Below are 15,164 nucleotides of genomic sequence, written 5' to 3'. Positions count from 1 at the left end.
CGTAAGGCGACGCGGTACCAGGCGAGACGACCCGGCTAATCAGGGGTGCCCAGGGTGGCCGGCTGGGCTTCGATGGAGCCGATGAGCTGAGCCAGGCCGCCGAGTACGTGTGTGCGGGTGCACGCTGCGGATTCCCAGGCGCTGCCGTCCTCCAGGGCGGCGACGATCTTGGTGTGCTCGCGCAGCGATTGGTGGGCCCGGTCTGAGTCGGACAGGTAGAGCGTGATGTAGCGGTCACTCTTGGCGCGGAGCTGGTTCAGGGCGCCCATCGACGCGGGCATTCCGGCCAGGTCGTAGATCGCGTCGTGGAACTGCCGGTCGAGGACGCGAAGTGTGCTCGAATCGCCCGTTGCGGCCGCGTTCCGCTGCTCGTCGATGAGCGTGGTCAGCTGTGCGGCCAGCCGAATCCGGCGCTCCTGCGATGCTTGAGCCGCCGCGGCGCCGAGCATGCTCTCCAGCGCCGCCCGTCCATTGTAGACGTCGCGGGCGTCGTCCGATGACACCGCTGCCACCATCCACTTCTGGTGCGCGCGGTCGATCACTAGGTCCTCGGTGGCCAGGCGGGACAGGGCATCACGCAGCGGACCTCGACTGACTCCGAGTTCCGCGGCGAGTTTCTCCTGGCTGAGTTGCTGGCCCGGCGCGAGCTTGCCGGTGAGGATCCATTCGCGCAGCAGGCGGTATGCCCAGTCCTGCTTGCGCGTACCGAACGGGATCGCGGTACCAGCGGGGACCATTCTTCACTCTCCCAGGATCTGCTGAAGGAACTGTTTAGTGCGTTCGTTGGTGGGACGCGTGAACACCGCTTCAGCGTTGCCGTCCTCGACGATGCGGCCGTCGACCATGAACACGACTCGATCCGCGGTCCGGCGCGCGAACTCCATCTCATGAGTCACGGTCACGATCGTCATGCCTTCCTCCGCAAGGTTGCGCATAACGGCCAGAACTTCCCGAGTGAACTCGGGGTCCAGGGCCGAGGTTGGCTCGTCGAACAACATCAGCTCGGGGCGCATCGCGAGCGCACGTGCGATGGCCACACGTTGTTGCTGCCCACCAGACAACTCGTACGGGTAATGGTTGCGATGCTCGGGCAGGCCGACTCGTTCGAGCAGGGCGAATGCGTCGGCTTCCGCTTTCTCCCGGCCCGTACCGCGCACCCGCCGCGGCGCCAGGGTGATGTTTTCCAGTGCCGTGAGATGGGGGAAGAGGTTGAACTGCTGGAAGACCATCCCGATGCGGCCAGCGAAGGAGCGGGGTTTGGTACCCGGCTTGGCGAGCGTGTCGCCTTGGAACGCGACCGAACCCGACTGGATTGGCTCGAGTCCCGCCAGACAGCGGAGCATTGTGGATTTTCCCGCACCAGACGGTCCGAGCACGGCAACGGTTTGCCCAGCCGGGACCGCAAGGTCGACATCGATGACCACTGGCTTTCCGTGGTAGCTGCGGCCCAGGCCGCAGGCCTCCAAAACCCTTGGTGCGGACGGCGGGGCCACGGTTGTGTCGTTCATCGTGTCTCCCATCAGGCCGGCTGAGGCGTGGTTCGGGCGCTGCGGGCGGAGGCGCGCAGCGTGACGTCGAAACGGCGCTCAACGGCCCGGATGCCGAACGTGAAAATGGTGGTCAGCAGCAGGTAGAGCAGCGCAGCGGCGCACAGCGCCGAGACATAGTCGAAGTCGTCGGCCGCCTGGCGCTGCGCAGTCAGCATCAGATCGCTGACGCTGACCACGGAGGCCAGCGCCGAGGTCTTGAGCATGCCGATGAACTGGTTACCGGTCGGCGGCAGAATCAGCCGCAACGCCTGCGGTAGCACCACCCAGCGAATGACTTTCAGCTCCGACAGGCCAAGCATGTGCGCCGCCGTCCGCTGGCCACGGTCAACTCCCAACAGGCCACCACGCACGATCTCTGCCATGTAGGCGACCTCGTTGAGCGCCAGTGCGATCAACGCGCAGGTGAAGGGGCTGAAGTTCAGCCCCCAAAGGGGCAATACGTTGAACACGAAGATCAGTTGGAGTAGCACGGGGGTGCCGCGGAACAGCCAGATATAGCCATCGATCAGCCATCGCAACGGGGTCGGCCCGCTTTTGAGCAGAGCAAGAACGACTCCTCCGGCGATGCCCAGAGACATGGCCAACACCGTGAGTTCGAAGGTGGTCAGCGTGGCGGTGAGGAAGGAGCTGGAGAAGACACGCTCGAGGATTTCCATGCCGGTCAGCCCCCATGACCTGGTGTCGACGGAGGGGACGCGTTCTGCGAGGTGAAAATGTTCGAAGTGGCAGGCAACTGGTACTTGGCCAGCAGCTTCTCGTACTCCCCTGTTTCGACGAACCTCTTCAGTGCAGCCTGAATGGCAGCCGCGGTCTCGGTGTCGCCCTTGCGGACCGCGATGCCAATCTTCGTCTCGTTCTTGTAGGTCGCAGCCGAGCTGAAGGTCTCGCCCGTCGAGGCCAGGATCTTCGAGCCGGTCGGCGTGGACGTGTCGAACCCATCGGCACGCCCCGACTGGACCGCCAGCATCGCGTCCTGGTTGGTTGGCAGCGTCATGATGGTCATTGGCGGGAGGCCCTGTGCGCGGAGCTCGTCGTTGTACGCGTTCATGTACCGCTCGCCGATCGCGCCGCGGGTCACCGCGATGGTGCGCCCCGACAGATCACGGGGCACCTGCGTGATGTTCTTCGGGTTGCCTTTCGGCACGATCAAGCTCTCGCCGATCAACAGGTAGGGCACGAAGTCGACTTTCTTCTGCCGCTCGTCGGTGATGTACATCGCCGAGTTGATGACATCAACCCGCTTGCCGCCGAGCGCAGGGATTAAGCCGTCGAATTCCATGTCGGTCGGCTTGGCGGTAAGCCCCATGCTCCCGGCCAAAGCGTTGATCATGTCAATATCGAAACCCTGGAACGTACCGTCCGCGGACCGGGTCTCGAACGGCGCGAACGTCGCCGCCGTCGCGAAGGTCAGGACCCCGTCTTTGACCAAGCCGGGAGGCGGAGCGACCGCAGGAGCCGGCGTGTTCCCCGCTGGCGCAGAACTGCCACACGCCACCAGTGCCGTGATGAGCAGGACGCTCAGCGCCGCCAGTCCTGCTCGTAGGAGTCGGAATACCATGTGCTTTCCTCTCTGAAGGCCCAGGTCCGAACGTTCTGTAAACAGTCTTCAGTCGTGGGCGCCAAAATGTCAACAGTCTCCAGGTTGGCTTCGACAAGGATGGGCGTGGTTGCCGGTGGGTAAATCTGCCGTTTCGGGACCGCAGCGATGGCTACACATTGTGCAGCTTCCATAACGGTTTGTGGTTGACGGGCGGGGAGTTCGACGTAGCGCCGGCCGCCACTGTCATCACATGCGTGAGTCCTCTAGATGGTGGACGTGTCCCCGCTGCGTCCGAGCGCGTTCAGGTCCGCCGCGCTCAGCTCGACATCGACTCCCAGGCCAGGAGCGATCGGCACGGGAATTGCTCCATCGGCTAGTTCAATTCCGCTCGCGCGATCATCCGTCACGTTGGCGCAGCCCCACAGTTCCGCGATCCCGATGCCGAGCCCCGCGGCAAGCTGGACAGTGGTCGCACAGCCGAGCCGTCCGCAATCCATCTGCCCTAGACCGATTTCGAGCTCATGGCGCCGGGCGGTGTCCACTGCCTCGGTCAGGGCAGCAACAGTGCCGGTTTTCTCGAGCTTCAGGTGAACACCGTCGATCGCGCCCAGCGTCGCGGCGGCACGTACCGATGCTGCGTCGCGGACGGACTCGTCGGCCCACACTGGGATCGGGGACGCCGACCGGACCGCAGCCAGGCCATCGAGTCCCGCGACCGGTTGCTCGAACCACGCGACCCCCAGGTCGGTCAGCCACCTGAGCGATCCGATCGCAGTCGGGACGTCCCACCCTCCGTTCGCGTCGACCACGAGTGTGACGTTGTCTCCCGCGACATTTCGGGCAGCCTCAACGCGGCGGCGGTCTAGGCCAGGATCGCCTCCGATGCGGATCTTGAGCCGTGGATATCCCGCCGCCACAGCAGCACTCGTGTGCTCCTCAGCTTCGGCCACAGTGCCGAATACGATCATGGTGTGTGTCGGGATGGCCACGGGCGGTGGGGTCGACGTCAACGTGCTCCACAGCGGGACGCCTGACGATCGGGCGACCGCGTCTCGCCACGCAACGTCCACCAGCATCGCCGCAGGTGGGCATGATCCAGCCAGGCGATCAGCAAGCTCCCCCGGATTCGACCACGGCAGATCCGGTATCGCCATCAACGCAGCAACGATGTCCGTGGTGTCGTGTTTTGTGGCGTAGGCGCCGTTACCGCGGGTCTCGGCCCAGCCGACTGTCCCGTCGGCGAGGCGAACCCTCAGGAAGACCTCGGTGAGCACTGCCGTGTCGACCGCAGAGTGAAGCAGTCGGCGCCGCAGGTTCAGGTCGACTGTCACGAAACCGGCCTCGATGATCGAGTAGTCGGCGATCGAAGCTCCCTGGCCATGACTATGAGGCATGCTCGTCACTACAGTCCTTTCCGCTCATCCGCGTGTCCTTCATGGACTCCGGCCGTAACCGGCATTCGGAGCCTCGAACGAGTTGATCAGCGGGACCGCGAGCACGGGCGGCGGGTTCGTCTGGCAAACCCCCCGAAGCGAATAGACAGGTCCGGCATGCTCACGTATCGGCTCTGGTGCTCGCCCCGGTCACACCTGGCGCGCAACTGGCTGAGCGCGCCGACCGTCGCAGGAATGTCGGCGAGAGTGTCGATAGCGTCGTGAAAATCGCGATCCAACCGCCTCAACCAACCGCAGCGCCGCTGTGCGGTTCGCTTCGGCCAACGTGCAACGGCGGGGCTGAACGTTCAAAAAACTCCCTAAACACGCAGTTCAAAGCGTTCTGTCAACAGTTTGAACGCCGACGTGCAGGATGTCAACGAGCGAGCCCGTGCCGGTTGGTTGTAGCCAGGCGCACGGCACGGCACTGCCATTCGGACCTTTGGCGTGAAGGAGCCAGCGCATGATCCCGACTAGGGACGAGGTGGCCGGCCGCGTCGACCGTCTAGGACATCTTGCGGGCGGCTGGGGGTTGACCCGGCACCCGAACGGAACTCCGGCACATGGGCGGATTTCCTGCGTGTGACTTCTTCGAGATGGTGACCCTGCCCGGGGTGAGGATGTACCTGCTCGCCATCATCGAGCACGGTAGTCGCCGGATCCGGATTCTGGGCACCACCGCGCACCCGACTGCCGCGTGGGTGGCACAAGCAGCAACGAATCTCGTCATCGACCTTGAGGAAACCGGCTGCCGGGCGCGTTTCTGATCCGGGCCGCGACGGCACGCACCGCCGCCGTGTGAGCACTGTGGGTAGCCACATCGCCACGACGTTGCTGAGTGAGCTGCCGATTAGATCGCCGCCGGGTTCACGGTCAAGCACGTGCGGCGGATGAGCAACGGTCCATGAACCTGACGGGTGCGTCAGACCCCAGCGCTTGTGTCCGTGGCGAATGCGTCCAGAGCCGCTTTGAAGGCGTCGGGTGCGACGCCGAACGGTCCGTGCAGCGGGTGCAGCAGCTCGATCGAGATGAAGATGGTGAAGCCGATGGTCAATGTCAGCAGTACCATCGTCACGACGTTGGCCGGCCGCATGCTAAGCCCGATGATCAGCGGGTATGCGATCATCAGCACGCCTCCGAGGATGCTGGCCATCAGCAGCATGATGTTGAAATTCTGGTCATCAGTGGCCACGTCGACCCGCTGGCGATGCCCTTCGTCGATCTGCCGGACGTTCTGCATCGACTGTTCCCGCGCCGTCTTGAGCGTCTCGGTGTCCGCAGGGAGCGCGAGCACCTCGGCACGTAGCGAGTTCAGCAACCGGTCGGTCTCGGGGTCGGTCTCGCCTCGGTCCAGTGCGGACCATTCGTGGTCGGCGACTCGCGCTGCGTACTGGGCGGCTAGGGACTGGATGGTGGTTGCGTGTGGCTCGGGCGCCGTGCTGACCTGCCAGTGCGTGTCGATGAGCGCGTTCGCCTCTTTGTCTGACGCCTTGCTGATGTCGTCACCGTTCTGCCAGGCGAACACGATGTAGAACGCCAGTACAACGGTGAACAAGGCGTTCAGCACGCCGCCGGCGAATGATTGCGAGTCCGAGTCCGCCTCACCGGAGGCTGCGGTCTTACGGCGGGCGTTGAGCACGGTGAACCCGACGACGCACAGGGGCAACAGCACCAAAGCCAGCAGGGTGAGGAGAAGCACGGAACTTCCGTTCTTGGTTGCCTGACAGGACAAGAATGGGAGCGGATGTGGAGCGGAACCGCTCGACCTTCGAAAAACATTACCTGCTGCGGATTCACGTGAAACCCGTCTTGTGGCAAGTGCTGGTAATTTCACACTATAGGGTGATCTTGAACGGCCGTTGGGAACGGGTATCGCCCATCCGCAACCACTTCTTGGCGCCGTGTGGTCTTGAGTAATGCCTGAACATGTGGCCGTTAAGTCCAATGTGGATATGCAGAATTGCCCTAACAGGCAACCGTCTTCGCCATGCTAGGGTCCAGCCGGTTTGATGTGAAACCCGAGCGACGTCCTCGCCGGGTCGGATTCGGCCAGCAGGTGTGGGAACTTCTCCCGGGAAAACGCACGAAGGGCGGTGAAATGCTGTGCGGAAACGGCGTGTGTCACGGCAATCCTGGTTGCTCGCGTTCGCGCTGGTGTTGCTGGCGCCGCTGCTCTGCTCCGCGCACTTGGCCGGGGCCGCTCGGGTCGAGCCTGATGACCCCGGCGCGGGGTCCACGACGATCGCAGGCGTCTCGTCTCCCGGTGTTCCGTCGGTGGCCAAGCTGAAAATCCCGCCTGGAAAGCGGATTGTCGATGCGGAGCTCACGTGGACCGGCAACCCGAAGAACTGTCGGCCTCCCGGCCGCGGAGAGCTGGAGCCGGTCGCGCCGGCGTTTTGGATCGGTGCGGAGCAGGTCGTGGCCGAACGCATCACCGGGGGTCCGCATGGCGACATCGCACACGCGAACGTCACCGAACGTCTGCCAGGCATGCTCGCTGCCGACGGGAGCACGATCGCTTTCCACGGCTTGTGGCAGGGGCTAGGGGCTTCCTGCGGCCTCGGTTGGACGCTGCATGTCGTGTGGACCACCGGGAAGCCTGCCATCGATATCCGCACAGAGGCGGCTCCAGCGGAAGGCCGCCCTGGTGACCGGCTAAGCCAGACCGCCGTGATCACCAACACCGGTGATATGCCATTGGTCGGAGTGACGGCCGATCTCGATTCCGGACCATGCCGCATCTCGATCGGCCGGCTCGATCCCGGAAAGCAGAAAGTGGTTTCCTGCCCGGGTAAAACGCCCGTAGACGGCCAGGTGGCCGCAGAGGCGCGCGGCTGGAGCCTCGGGGGCTGGCCGGTTCATGCGGCGGCGACCGGGCGGGTTCAGCTGCTTCCCCAGCCGCAAGCGGCGGTGTCGCTGGACATCGGGCAGATAGAGCACATCCCAGGCACGGATGCGGCCGAGGTTCCGGTCACGGTGCAGAACAAATCATCGTCGGTGCCATTGGTCGACGTCGTGGTGACCGGGCGGCCGGTTTCTTGCCGGCGCGAGATCGCACGCCTGGAGCCGGGGGAGATTTTTTCCTACCGTTGCCGGGCGAGCGCCGGGGAGTCTGTCGACCTCACGGTTGTCGGGAGACCGCTTATCGGGGGTGTGGTGGCGGAATCCGCACAACTGGTGCAAGCCACCACGCATGCGGTGGTGCCCGGCGCACCGCCCGACACGCCGCCTGGCGTCGCGCCTGCTTCGCCACTCGATGCGCCTCCGGCACCGCGCTACGAGCAAACCGAACCCAGTGCCATGCGGGAATCGCCCGAGAAGGCAGCGGGTTTCATCGCGATCCTTGGTGTGCTGGTGATGATGGTCAGCGTCGGTGCGCTGTCCTCGGCGACCCGTGCCGGCAAGTGACCTCGCGCGGGAGCTCCGCATCGGTTCGGCTTGATGAACACGACGAGTAGCTAGGAGTCGCGCATGTCCGCAGAATTGGTTGTCGTTGGGCTCGGCTACGTCGGGTTGCCGCTGGCCGCCCGGGCGTGTGAAGCCGGTTTAGCAGTCATCGGCCTGGACATCAGCAACGAAGTGGTGGCCGAGATCAACGCGGGTCGGTCGCACGTCCGGGACGTCTCCAACGAGGTGATCGCCGGCATGGCAGCGAACGGATTCACCGCGACCACCGACCCTTCGGTGCTCGGCGACGCCGACACCATTGTGCTCTGCGTGCCCACGGGGCTGTCGGACACCGGTGAGCCGGACCTGATGGCGGTGCGGACGGCGGCCCAAACGGTTTCCGGGCACCTGCGCCCGGGCACCCTGGTGGTGCTGGAATCCACCTCATATCCGGGCACCACCGAAGAGGTGGTGCTCCCGATCCTGGAGCGAGGCAGTGGACTGCGCGCCGGTGGCGATTTCCACCTGGCCTACTCGCCGGAGCGAATCGACCCGGGCAACGCGACGTTCGGTGTACAGAACACGCCAAAGATCATCAGCGGTGTTACGCCGCTTTGCGCCAAGTACGGTGTCGCGTTCTACGGCCGATTCGTCGACACCCTCGTGGTGTCTCGCGGCACGCGGGAGGCCGAGATGGCCAAGATCCTGGAGAACACCTACCGCTACGTGAACATCGCGTTGGTGAACGAGGTTGCGCTTTTCTGCGACCAGATGGGCATTGACGTCTGGGATGTCCTGCATTGCGCTGCTACGAAACCGTTCGGTTTCGCGGCGTTCCACCCCGGACCGGGGGTCGGGGGCCATTGCATCCCGGTCGACCCGCTGTACCTCCAAAGCAAGGCGCACAGCGTGGGATTTTCGTTCGACATGCTCGCCGCCGCGCGAGAGGTGAACCAGCGCATACCGGAGCACGTGGTGACTCGGGTGGTGAAGCTCCTCGAGGAGCAGGGGCAGCCAGTTTCCGGTGCGCGGGTGGTGCTGCTGGGCGTGACCTACAAACGGGATGTGGCCGATACGCGCGAGTCGCCGGCGTTCCCGGTCGCGCGCGGCCTGCTGGCCCGAGGCGCGGATGTCCGCTTCCACGATCCCAATGTCCGGTCGTTCGCGGTGGACGGTGCGGCACTGGTCAAAGTGGACCAGCTTGCCGATGCGCTGCAAACCGCGGACATCGCGATCCTGATGCAGGACCATTCCTGCTATGACCCGGTAGAACTCGCCGCCTCCAGGTGCGCGCTGCTGGACACCCGGGGACGGAGCACGGGCGCGAACGTGACCATGCTGTGACGGCCTGTTCTTGAACTCGTTTTGCGGTCCCTGACCATCGTCGGCGAGATCACCGGACGAACAGGCCGGTGCTCATCCCGTTGGGGTTGGCACCGGCCGCTTTTCCCGCTGGTGGTTCAGTTCGCGGGTAGCAGCGCGGGGGCGAATGTGACCGGCATTTCCGGCTCGAGCCGCAGGTCCGCACCGGTCACCGGTTTCTCGGCTTGGATCAGGATGTTGTAGTGGTTCGGAAAGTGGCAAGCGTCGAAGCCGAGCACGGTCCCGAGCAGCGTTGCCCCGATCCATAACTCGTCGCCGCGGTCGATCACACCGGCGCACCCGATCTCGGCGAACCCCAGGAACCCGACGCGGTCGATGCGGGCGCCGGGCGAGGTGTCCTCGTGGTCGGTGGTCACCAGCTCGTGGATCTCGCCTCGCCGGACACAGCGGCTCGCGTGCGGTTCGAGGGACATGCCCCGTTGTTCCCGGCGGTGCAGCAGCACTTTCACCAGCGTCCCGCTGACGGCTCGTTTCGCGCCGTCCTCTTCGAAATTCACCTTGCCTGCCCTTCCGGCGCCAGGACGCCGGCTCGTTCGATTCGATAGGTTTGTGCGACGAGGTCGAGTGCCGGTAGGCCGCCGTCCTCTCGCGGGACACCGGAGATGGTCGCGGCGAAGTCGCCGAGTATGCCGGCGTATTCGTGCCACAGCGAGGATTTGAAGCCAGGATGACCGGCCAGCATGTCGGCCTGGAACCGCGTTCCGCCCGAGAGCAGGATGTCGACGTCTTTGATCTCCCCGTCATACGACCAGTCGAGTTCGACGGTGGCCGGGATGCCGGTGGCCGAGCGCAGTTCGATCACGGCTCGGCGATCCGTTCCGCGTTGGTCACGTCGCACGCTCGCCGCCGCGACCGTGACATCGCCGACGAACATGCGAACCAGGTCGAAGGCGTTGGGCCCGTTGTCGGCCACGCATCCGCCGCCGCACCGCAGCGGGTCCAGGTACCAGTTGTCGGCGCCTATGTGGTCTTCGATGAGTTCGTTGTACCGGACGGTCAGCTTCTCGATGGCGCCGCCTCGGCGGACCTGGTCCGCCAGGCGCAACACGTTCTCGTTGTACCGGCGGTGAAATGCGGTGAACAGCGGTGTTCCGGTGGCGTCGGCCAGCGCCGCGAGCTCGCGGCCGTCGTCGAGTGACACCGCCAACGGCTTTTCCACGCAGACCGGGAGCCCAGCGCGCAGGGCGTCCCGGCACACCGGCGCGTGGACGTCGTTGGGCGCGGTGACCACCACGGCGTCCAGGGCGACCTCCTGGAACATCGTGCGGTGGTCGCGGAAACACGGCGTGTCGGATCGGTGTGGTGCCAGCGCGGCGGAACGGATGTCGCACACCGCCGCCAACGTCCAACCGGGATCGTGGCGGACCGCGTCCAGGTAGTACTTCGAGATCGTGCCCAGGCCGACGACGGCCACCTTTCGTGCGTTCCCGGCGGTAGGGGTCACTGGTGCTCACCCGCCGGTTCGGTGCCGGGCAACCCGAGTTCGAGCAGTTCGCGGTGGACGTGTGCGGGGATCGGGACTCCGCAACGGTGGCGTTCGAGGGCGCGTTCGGCCTCCCACCAGCCGGGATACCGGACCAGGTTGCCCGGGGCTGCTGGCGGGCAGGCGGCCAGGGTGGCGAACATCGTGTGCGCGTCGGTGCCGAAGTCGCCATCTGGGCGAAGCAGATCCGGCGCTATCGCCAGGACGAAGAAACCGATTCCGTCGTCGCGTCCGTGCGGGCCGCCGTCGCCCTGCAGGGCCGCCGGCGCGGGGCCGAGGTCGGCGCCGGGTAGCAACGCGGCCAGCAACTCGACGGCGAGGCCCAGGCCGTAACCCTTGTAGACGCCGGTTTCCGGGGAGCCACCAAGCCAACCCAGGTGCGCCGTGCCGCGGTCGAAGGCAGTGGGATCGGTGACCGGGTTCCCGGCGTCGTCGGTGAGCCAACCTGGCGGAATGGTCTCGCCGCGGCTCGCTGCGATGCGCACCTTTCCGGTGGGAACCACTGTGGTGCTCATGTCCAGCACGAACGGATGGTCCGTCAAGGCTGGGGCAGCGACGGCGAGCGGATTGGTCCCGAGCATCGTCAGCGCGCCGAGCGGAGGCCGGGCAATGCGTTGGCCTCCGCAGTTGCTCGCGACAATACCGACCATGCCCTGCTCGGCGGCACGTGTCGCGTGAAAGCCGGCACAGCCGAAATGCGTCGCGTCGCGGACGGACACCAGGCCGATCCCGTGTTTTCCGGCGCGTTCGACGGCGGTGTCCATCGCTTCGGCGGCCGACCACAGGCCGAGTGCGCGCCGCGAGTCGACGACAGCGCACGCACCGGTGTCCGTGACGATCTCCGGCTCCGCAACCGGGTCGACGCGGCCGGAGTCGAACAGCGGCAGGTAGAGGCGGGACAGGTTGAACACGCCGTGCGAGTCGAATCCCGTCAGATCGCCGTAACACAGCGCGGAAGCGGCAGTGCGTGCACGGTCCGGCGGCATCCCGCGTTCGGTGAACAGGTCGCTGACCCAGGTGTGCAGGTCTTCGTAGCGTACCTGGACGGTGCCCGAGGCAGCCCGCGTTTGCAGCGTCATCGAATCTTCCCTTTCTGGAACTGGCGGCGGTGCTGATCGGCGAAGCCGGTGAGCAGCGAGGACACGATGGATGCGTATCTCCGGAGTTCGTCCAGTTCGGCGTATTCCCCTTCGGCGTGCGCGTTGTTCCCGTCGAGGGTTCCGGGGCCCAGCACTGCGGTGTAGGTGTCGGGAACGCCGGCCATCCAGATCGCGTCGCAGGTGAAGGCCGGGGTGCTGTCTGGCCAGCGAGCCGCACCAGCGTTGGTGAGGAGCTCTTCGGCCCACGCCGCGGAGCTGTGCAGGCACGGCAAGCCGCGCTTGAGCCAGTCCACGCGGGTGATGGACGAGGCGTCGGCTGCGGTGCGGGCGAATTCTCGGGTGTCGGCGAAGGTCGCGGTGAACTGCTCGACTCCGCTGTTGACCGCTGCGAGCAGTTCGGCCTCCGCCGCAGCACCCTCGGAAGCGGTCGAGTAGGAGAGGTTGATCAGCAGTTTTCCGTTGCCGTAGACCCGGTTGTGCAGGTCACCGGTGTGGATGCCGGCGACGCAGAGCCGGCCCGGGCGGTGTCCCGGATCGAGTTCGCGGGCGATGTGCTGGGCGAGGAAACCGAGGAGCACAGTGGCGTTGTGCCCGGCGTCGGGCCGGTCGTCGATGGCGCCGTGGCCGTCCACCTGCACGCACGCCGTCATCGAGGCCGTCGCGCGGGGCAGGTACTGCAGGCCCGTCGGTTCGCAGAAGAGGTTGAGGCGGCCGAAAAAACCGGACTCCACGAGCGGGCGGGTCCCGAAGGTGCCCATCGCGCCGCCTTCTTCGCCCGACACGGCCTGTATGAGGACTCCGACGTCGCGCCCGAGTGCGGGGTCGGCCCGGGTGGCGTCGCGGATGCCCGCGAGCAGGGCCACCGCCGGCCCTTTCGCGTCGATGGCGCCGCGCCCGGTGAAGCATCCGTCGTGGAAGGCCACCGGTTCGAGGCCGGCGACAGTGTCTAGGTGGACGTTGAAAAGCACGGTTGCCTCGCGCGGGAGCTCGGGGCCGAGGCGGAGCACCAGGCTCGGTTGTTGTGCGAGGAACTGCGGGTCTGCTGCGGCGTTGCGCACGGTTCGCGGCACGTCGGCACGCGCCAAGACCTCAGGTGCCGGGCTTTCGTGGTGCACCGTCTGGAATCCGAGGGCGGCAGCAGCCCGGGCGTAGCTGCGCTGCGCTTCCCACAGCTGCGGTGGTGGGTCGGCTGCGGACGCTTCCAACGGCCCGACGGTGGGGGTCGCCAGCAGGTGCAGGAGTAGGTCCCGATCGTCGCAGTTGAAGATTTCGCGCTGCATCATGACGTGACGTGCCCGGTCGTGGCGGACCGATCCGGCTCGTCGAGCGCGGCGGGCGTTCCGACTTCGTTCAGCAGTGTTTCCAGGCGTCGGCCGGCCTGCACGAACGGCTCCGCGTCGGAACCAGCCGCCTGGATGCCTTCATGCGGCCGGTTGAGCAGGTGCGGTTCGATCGACAAGGCTCCCGGGTAGCCGGACGCGATCAGCAGTCGCAGGCTTTCGGCGACGCGGCACTGCCCTTCGCCAGGTAAGACGTATGCGGCGTCGCCCGGCTCGCCGATCGCGTCCTTGATGTGCACGTGCGCGACGTGCGGCAGGATTCGCCGGAGTACGTCGTGGGTGTCGTAGCCGTACTCGACGCCGTTGCCCGTGTCGAAGAGCAACCGCAGCGAGGCACCGCCGGCCTCGTGGACCAGCTCCAGCATCCGGTCGGCGTTGCTGCCTGCCCATCCCGCGCAGTTCTCGTGCACCAGCGTGACGCCGTGCTCTGCGGCGCGTTCGGCCAGCCGGGTAACACGCGCCAGCGCGCGATCACGCCACTCGCTGTGCGGAAGGCCGTCGTTGGGGTAGGACATGATTCGGATCAACCGGGTGCCCAGTTGGTGGCAACGTTGCGCCAGGACGTCGAGTTCGTGCATGTCGTCGGCGAACGGCGAGGTGATGGCCCGGGACCAGTTGCCGATTCGGGAGGCTAGGCACACCACGTCGAGGTTCGCGGCGCGGACGGCGCGCAGCACGCTGGAGAACTGCTGCGCGTCCAGATCCGCCAGCGCGATCCCGTCTACCGTGCGAAGTTCGATCGCCGACCAGCCGAGACGTTTGACGGCGGTGATCTGGTCGGTCAGCGCGGTGGCCGCTTCGTCTCCGATACCGGCGAGCAGGTTCGGCGCGGGAGGTTGATCAGCACGCATTGTGGAGAATCCTGCCCTTCGGCGTGGACGTGACGATCTGCTCGGCCGCCAGGCAGTGCCGTTTCGCTGCCGCAAGCAGCCCGACGACGTCGCAGTGCAAGTCGAACGTCCCGTGGTCGCTGCGCGCGGTTCCTTGGAAATGGCGGTAGGCGCGCACCATGAAGCTGGTCAGCGCGTCATCGCGGAAGACCTCCCGGCCCGGGGATTCGCCGCGGATCACCAGCTGTGCGTGGTCGTCGCTGTCGCTGATGGGGTAGTGGCCGATCGCCTGGCCGCGGTCGAATTCCAAGGTGATCTGGCGTTGCTTCACAGGTGCGGTCAGGTCGGAGAAGATCTCGGTGACGACGCCGTTCTGGTGCTCCAGGATCAGCCGTGCGCTGCCCATCCGGGAGAGCACGGCGCTCGGGCCGTGCATGTCGGTCCACTCCGCGTGGCGGACTGTCGCCGGCCCGGCCAGGTGCAGCACTACGCCGAGGGAATGCGGTACCTCGACGTCGAACGCCGTCGGGTGCCCGTCGGCCACGGTGGAGCGGGTGAACCGGGGTTTGTGCTGGGCGACCGAGATTGATCGGAGCTCACCGAGCCGTTGCTGCCGGATCAATGCCACGAGCCGGCGGGTGAGCTCGGAGTCCAGCCACTGCGTCACCACCGCCGGGTCGAGCCTGTGCCGGCCGCGCAGCGCGCTGATCTCACCGAGCTCGTCGACATCGGTGGCGAGGGGTTTCTCGATGATGAACCGCTGGAAGCCGAGTTCGGCGAGGCTGGCGAGCGCTTCGGCCCGATTCTGCGGCGGCGTGCAGAGGTGTACCACGGTGCTGTCCGGGTCCAGTCGTTGCGCGGCCGCGCGTGCGGAGTCGACGGTGGTCACGCCGGGAGTGGCCGGGCGCTTGTCTGGGTCGGAGTCGCAGGCGATGACGGGACCGGGGCGGAAGAGTTCGCTCGCGGCGGCTCGCGCTTTTGCCAGGACCGGTAAATGCAGGCCGGCGCCTGCCCGGCCAAGGCCGACCACGAAAGGTTGCAGCATCGTACTCCGTAGCCCTCGCGGGTTGATTCTCGGGGACCGGATCAGCAGTTCCACGCCGATCTAATAAGGACCA

The 15,164-nt window shown here is 66.1% G+C and carries 15 protein-coding genes; 3 read left to right on the top strand and 12 right to left on the bottom strand.

The genetic code is table 11. The annotated features are described in order from the left end of the window. Positions 1–35: 35 nt before the first annotated feature. The 5 genes from SSPN_RS0123050 to SSPN_RS0123030 all read right to left on the bottom strand — a co-directional run bounded on the left by SSPN_RS0123050 (position 36) and on the right by SSPN_RS0123030 (position 4,484). Positions 36–737: a GntR family transcriptional regulator gene (locus SSPN_RS0123050; protein ID WP_010309524.1), complete on the bottom strand. Its 702-nt coding sequence runs from the start codon at positions 735–737 to the stop codon at positions 36–38. Positions 738–740: 3 nt separating this feature from the next. Then, the gene (locus SSPN_RS0123045; RefSeq protein ID WP_101377396.1) at positions 741–1,508 is read right to left on the bottom strand and encodes an amino acid ABC transporter ATP-binding protein; all 768 of its coding nucleotides are present in this window, start codon (positions 1,506–1,508) and stop codon (positions 741–743) included. An 11-nt stretch (positions 1,509–1,519) separates the two neighbouring features. After that, a complete protein-coding gene (locus tag SSPN_RS45240) occupies positions 1,520–2,206 on the bottom strand; it encodes an amino acid ABC transporter permease (RefSeq protein ID WP_010309519.1) in 687 nt (228 codons plus the stop codon). 5 nt (positions 2,207–2,211) lie between these two features. Then, a complete protein-coding gene (locus tag SSPN_RS45235) occupies positions 2,212–2,979 on the bottom strand; it encodes an ABC transporter substrate-binding protein (RefSeq protein ID WP_010309518.1) in 768 nt (255 codons plus the stop codon). 374 nt (positions 2,980–3,353) lie between these two features. Next, positions 3,354–4,484, bottom strand: a complete 1,131-nt coding sequence (locus SSPN_RS0123030) for a mandelate racemase/muconate lactonizing enzyme family protein (RefSeq protein WP_010309516.1) — start codon at positions 4,482–4,484, stop codon at positions 3,354–3,356. Between the two features lie 602 nt (positions 4,485–5,086). Here SSPN_RS0123030 and SSPN_RS58565 point away from each other — a divergent pair. Next, positions 5,087–5,290 carry a hypothetical protein gene (locus tag SSPN_RS58565; protein ID WP_010309513.1) on the top strand — a complete coding sequence of 68 codons (204 nt, stop codon included), beginning with the start codon at positions 5,087–5,089 and terminating at the stop codon, positions 5,288–5,290. Positions 5,291–5,445: 155 nt separating this feature from the next. Here the strand turns inward: SSPN_RS58565 and SSPN_RS0123020 are convergent, their stop codons facing one another. After that, positions 5,446–6,222 (bottom strand): bestrophin-like domain, encoded by a 777-nt coding sequence (locus SSPN_RS0123020; RefSeq protein ID WP_010309509.1) that lies wholly within the window; start codon positions 6,220–6,222, stop codon positions 5,446–5,448. Between the two features lie 437 nt (positions 6,223–6,659). On the opposite strand from SSPN_RS0123020, the gene SSPN_RS0123015 reads away from it, so the two are divergent. Then, on the top strand, positions 6,660–7,931 hold the full coding sequence (locus tag SSPN_RS0123015) for a COG1470 family protein (protein WP_143539683.1): 1,272 nt from the start codon (positions 6,660–6,662) through the stop codon (positions 7,929–7,931). Positions 7,932–7,994: 63 nt separating this feature from the next. Further along, positions 7,995–9,254 (top strand): nucleotide sugar dehydrogenase, encoded by a 1,260-nt coding sequence (locus SSPN_RS0123010; RefSeq protein WP_010309502.1) that lies wholly within the window; start codon positions 7,995–7,997, stop codon positions 9,252–9,254. Between the two features lie 116 nt (positions 9,255–9,370). Here SSPN_RS0123010 and SSPN_RS0123005 read toward each other — a convergent pair whose 3' ends face one another. Genes SSPN_RS0123005 through SSPN_RS0122980 form a run of 6 tightly spaced genes read right to left on the bottom strand, consistent with a single transcriptional unit; the run spans position 9,371 to position 15,091 of the window. Beyond that, positions 9,371–9,790 (bottom strand): DUF6917 domain-containing protein, encoded by a 420-nt coding sequence (locus tag SSPN_RS0123005; protein ID WP_010309500.1) that lies wholly within the window; start codon positions 9,788–9,790, stop codon positions 9,371–9,373. After that, positions 9,787–10,737: a Gfo/Idh/MocA family protein gene (locus SSPN_RS45225; RefSeq protein WP_044574808.1), complete on the bottom strand. Its 951-nt coding sequence runs from the start codon at positions 10,735–10,737 to the stop codon at positions 9,787–9,789. Before SSPN_RS45225 ends, SSPN_RS0123005 begins: the two co-directional genes overlap by 4 nt. Then, the gene (locus SSPN_RS0122995; RefSeq protein WP_010309496.1) at positions 10,734–11,855 is read right to left on the bottom strand and encodes an Ldh family oxidoreductase; all 1,122 of its coding nucleotides are present in this window, start codon (positions 11,853–11,855) and stop codon (positions 10,734–10,736) included. Before SSPN_RS0122995 ends, SSPN_RS45225 begins: the two co-directional genes overlap by 4 nt. Further along, positions 11,852–13,159 carry a M20/M25/M40 family metallo-hydrolase gene (locus SSPN_RS0122990; RefSeq protein ID WP_010309495.1) on the bottom strand — a complete coding sequence of 436 codons (1,308 nt, stop codon included), beginning with the start codon at positions 13,157–13,159 and terminating at the stop codon, positions 11,852–11,854. Before SSPN_RS0122990 ends, SSPN_RS0122995 begins: the two co-directional genes overlap by 4 nt. Further along, the gene (locus SSPN_RS0122985; protein WP_010309492.1) at positions 13,156–14,067 is read right to left on the bottom strand and encodes a sugar phosphate isomerase/epimerase family protein; all 912 of its coding nucleotides are present in this window, start codon (positions 14,065–14,067) and stop codon (positions 13,156–13,158) included. The genes SSPN_RS0122990 and SSPN_RS0122985 overlap by 4 nt, the downstream gene beginning before the upstream one ends. Then, entirely contained in the window at positions 14,057–15,091 is a 1,035-nt protein-coding gene (locus tag SSPN_RS0122980; RefSeq protein WP_010309489.1) for a Gfo/Idh/MocA family protein, read from the bottom strand. Before SSPN_RS0122980 ends, SSPN_RS0122985 begins: the two co-directional genes overlap by 11 nt. Positions 15,092–15,164: the final 73 nt, after the last annotated feature.

The organism is Saccharopolyspora spinosa NRRL 18395 (assembly GCF_000194155.1).
GTDB lineage: Bacteria > Actinomycetota > Actinomycetes > Mycobacteriales > Pseudonocardiaceae > Saccharopolyspora > Saccharopolyspora spinosa.
This window is presented reverse-complemented; position numbering and strand designations above follow the sequence as displayed.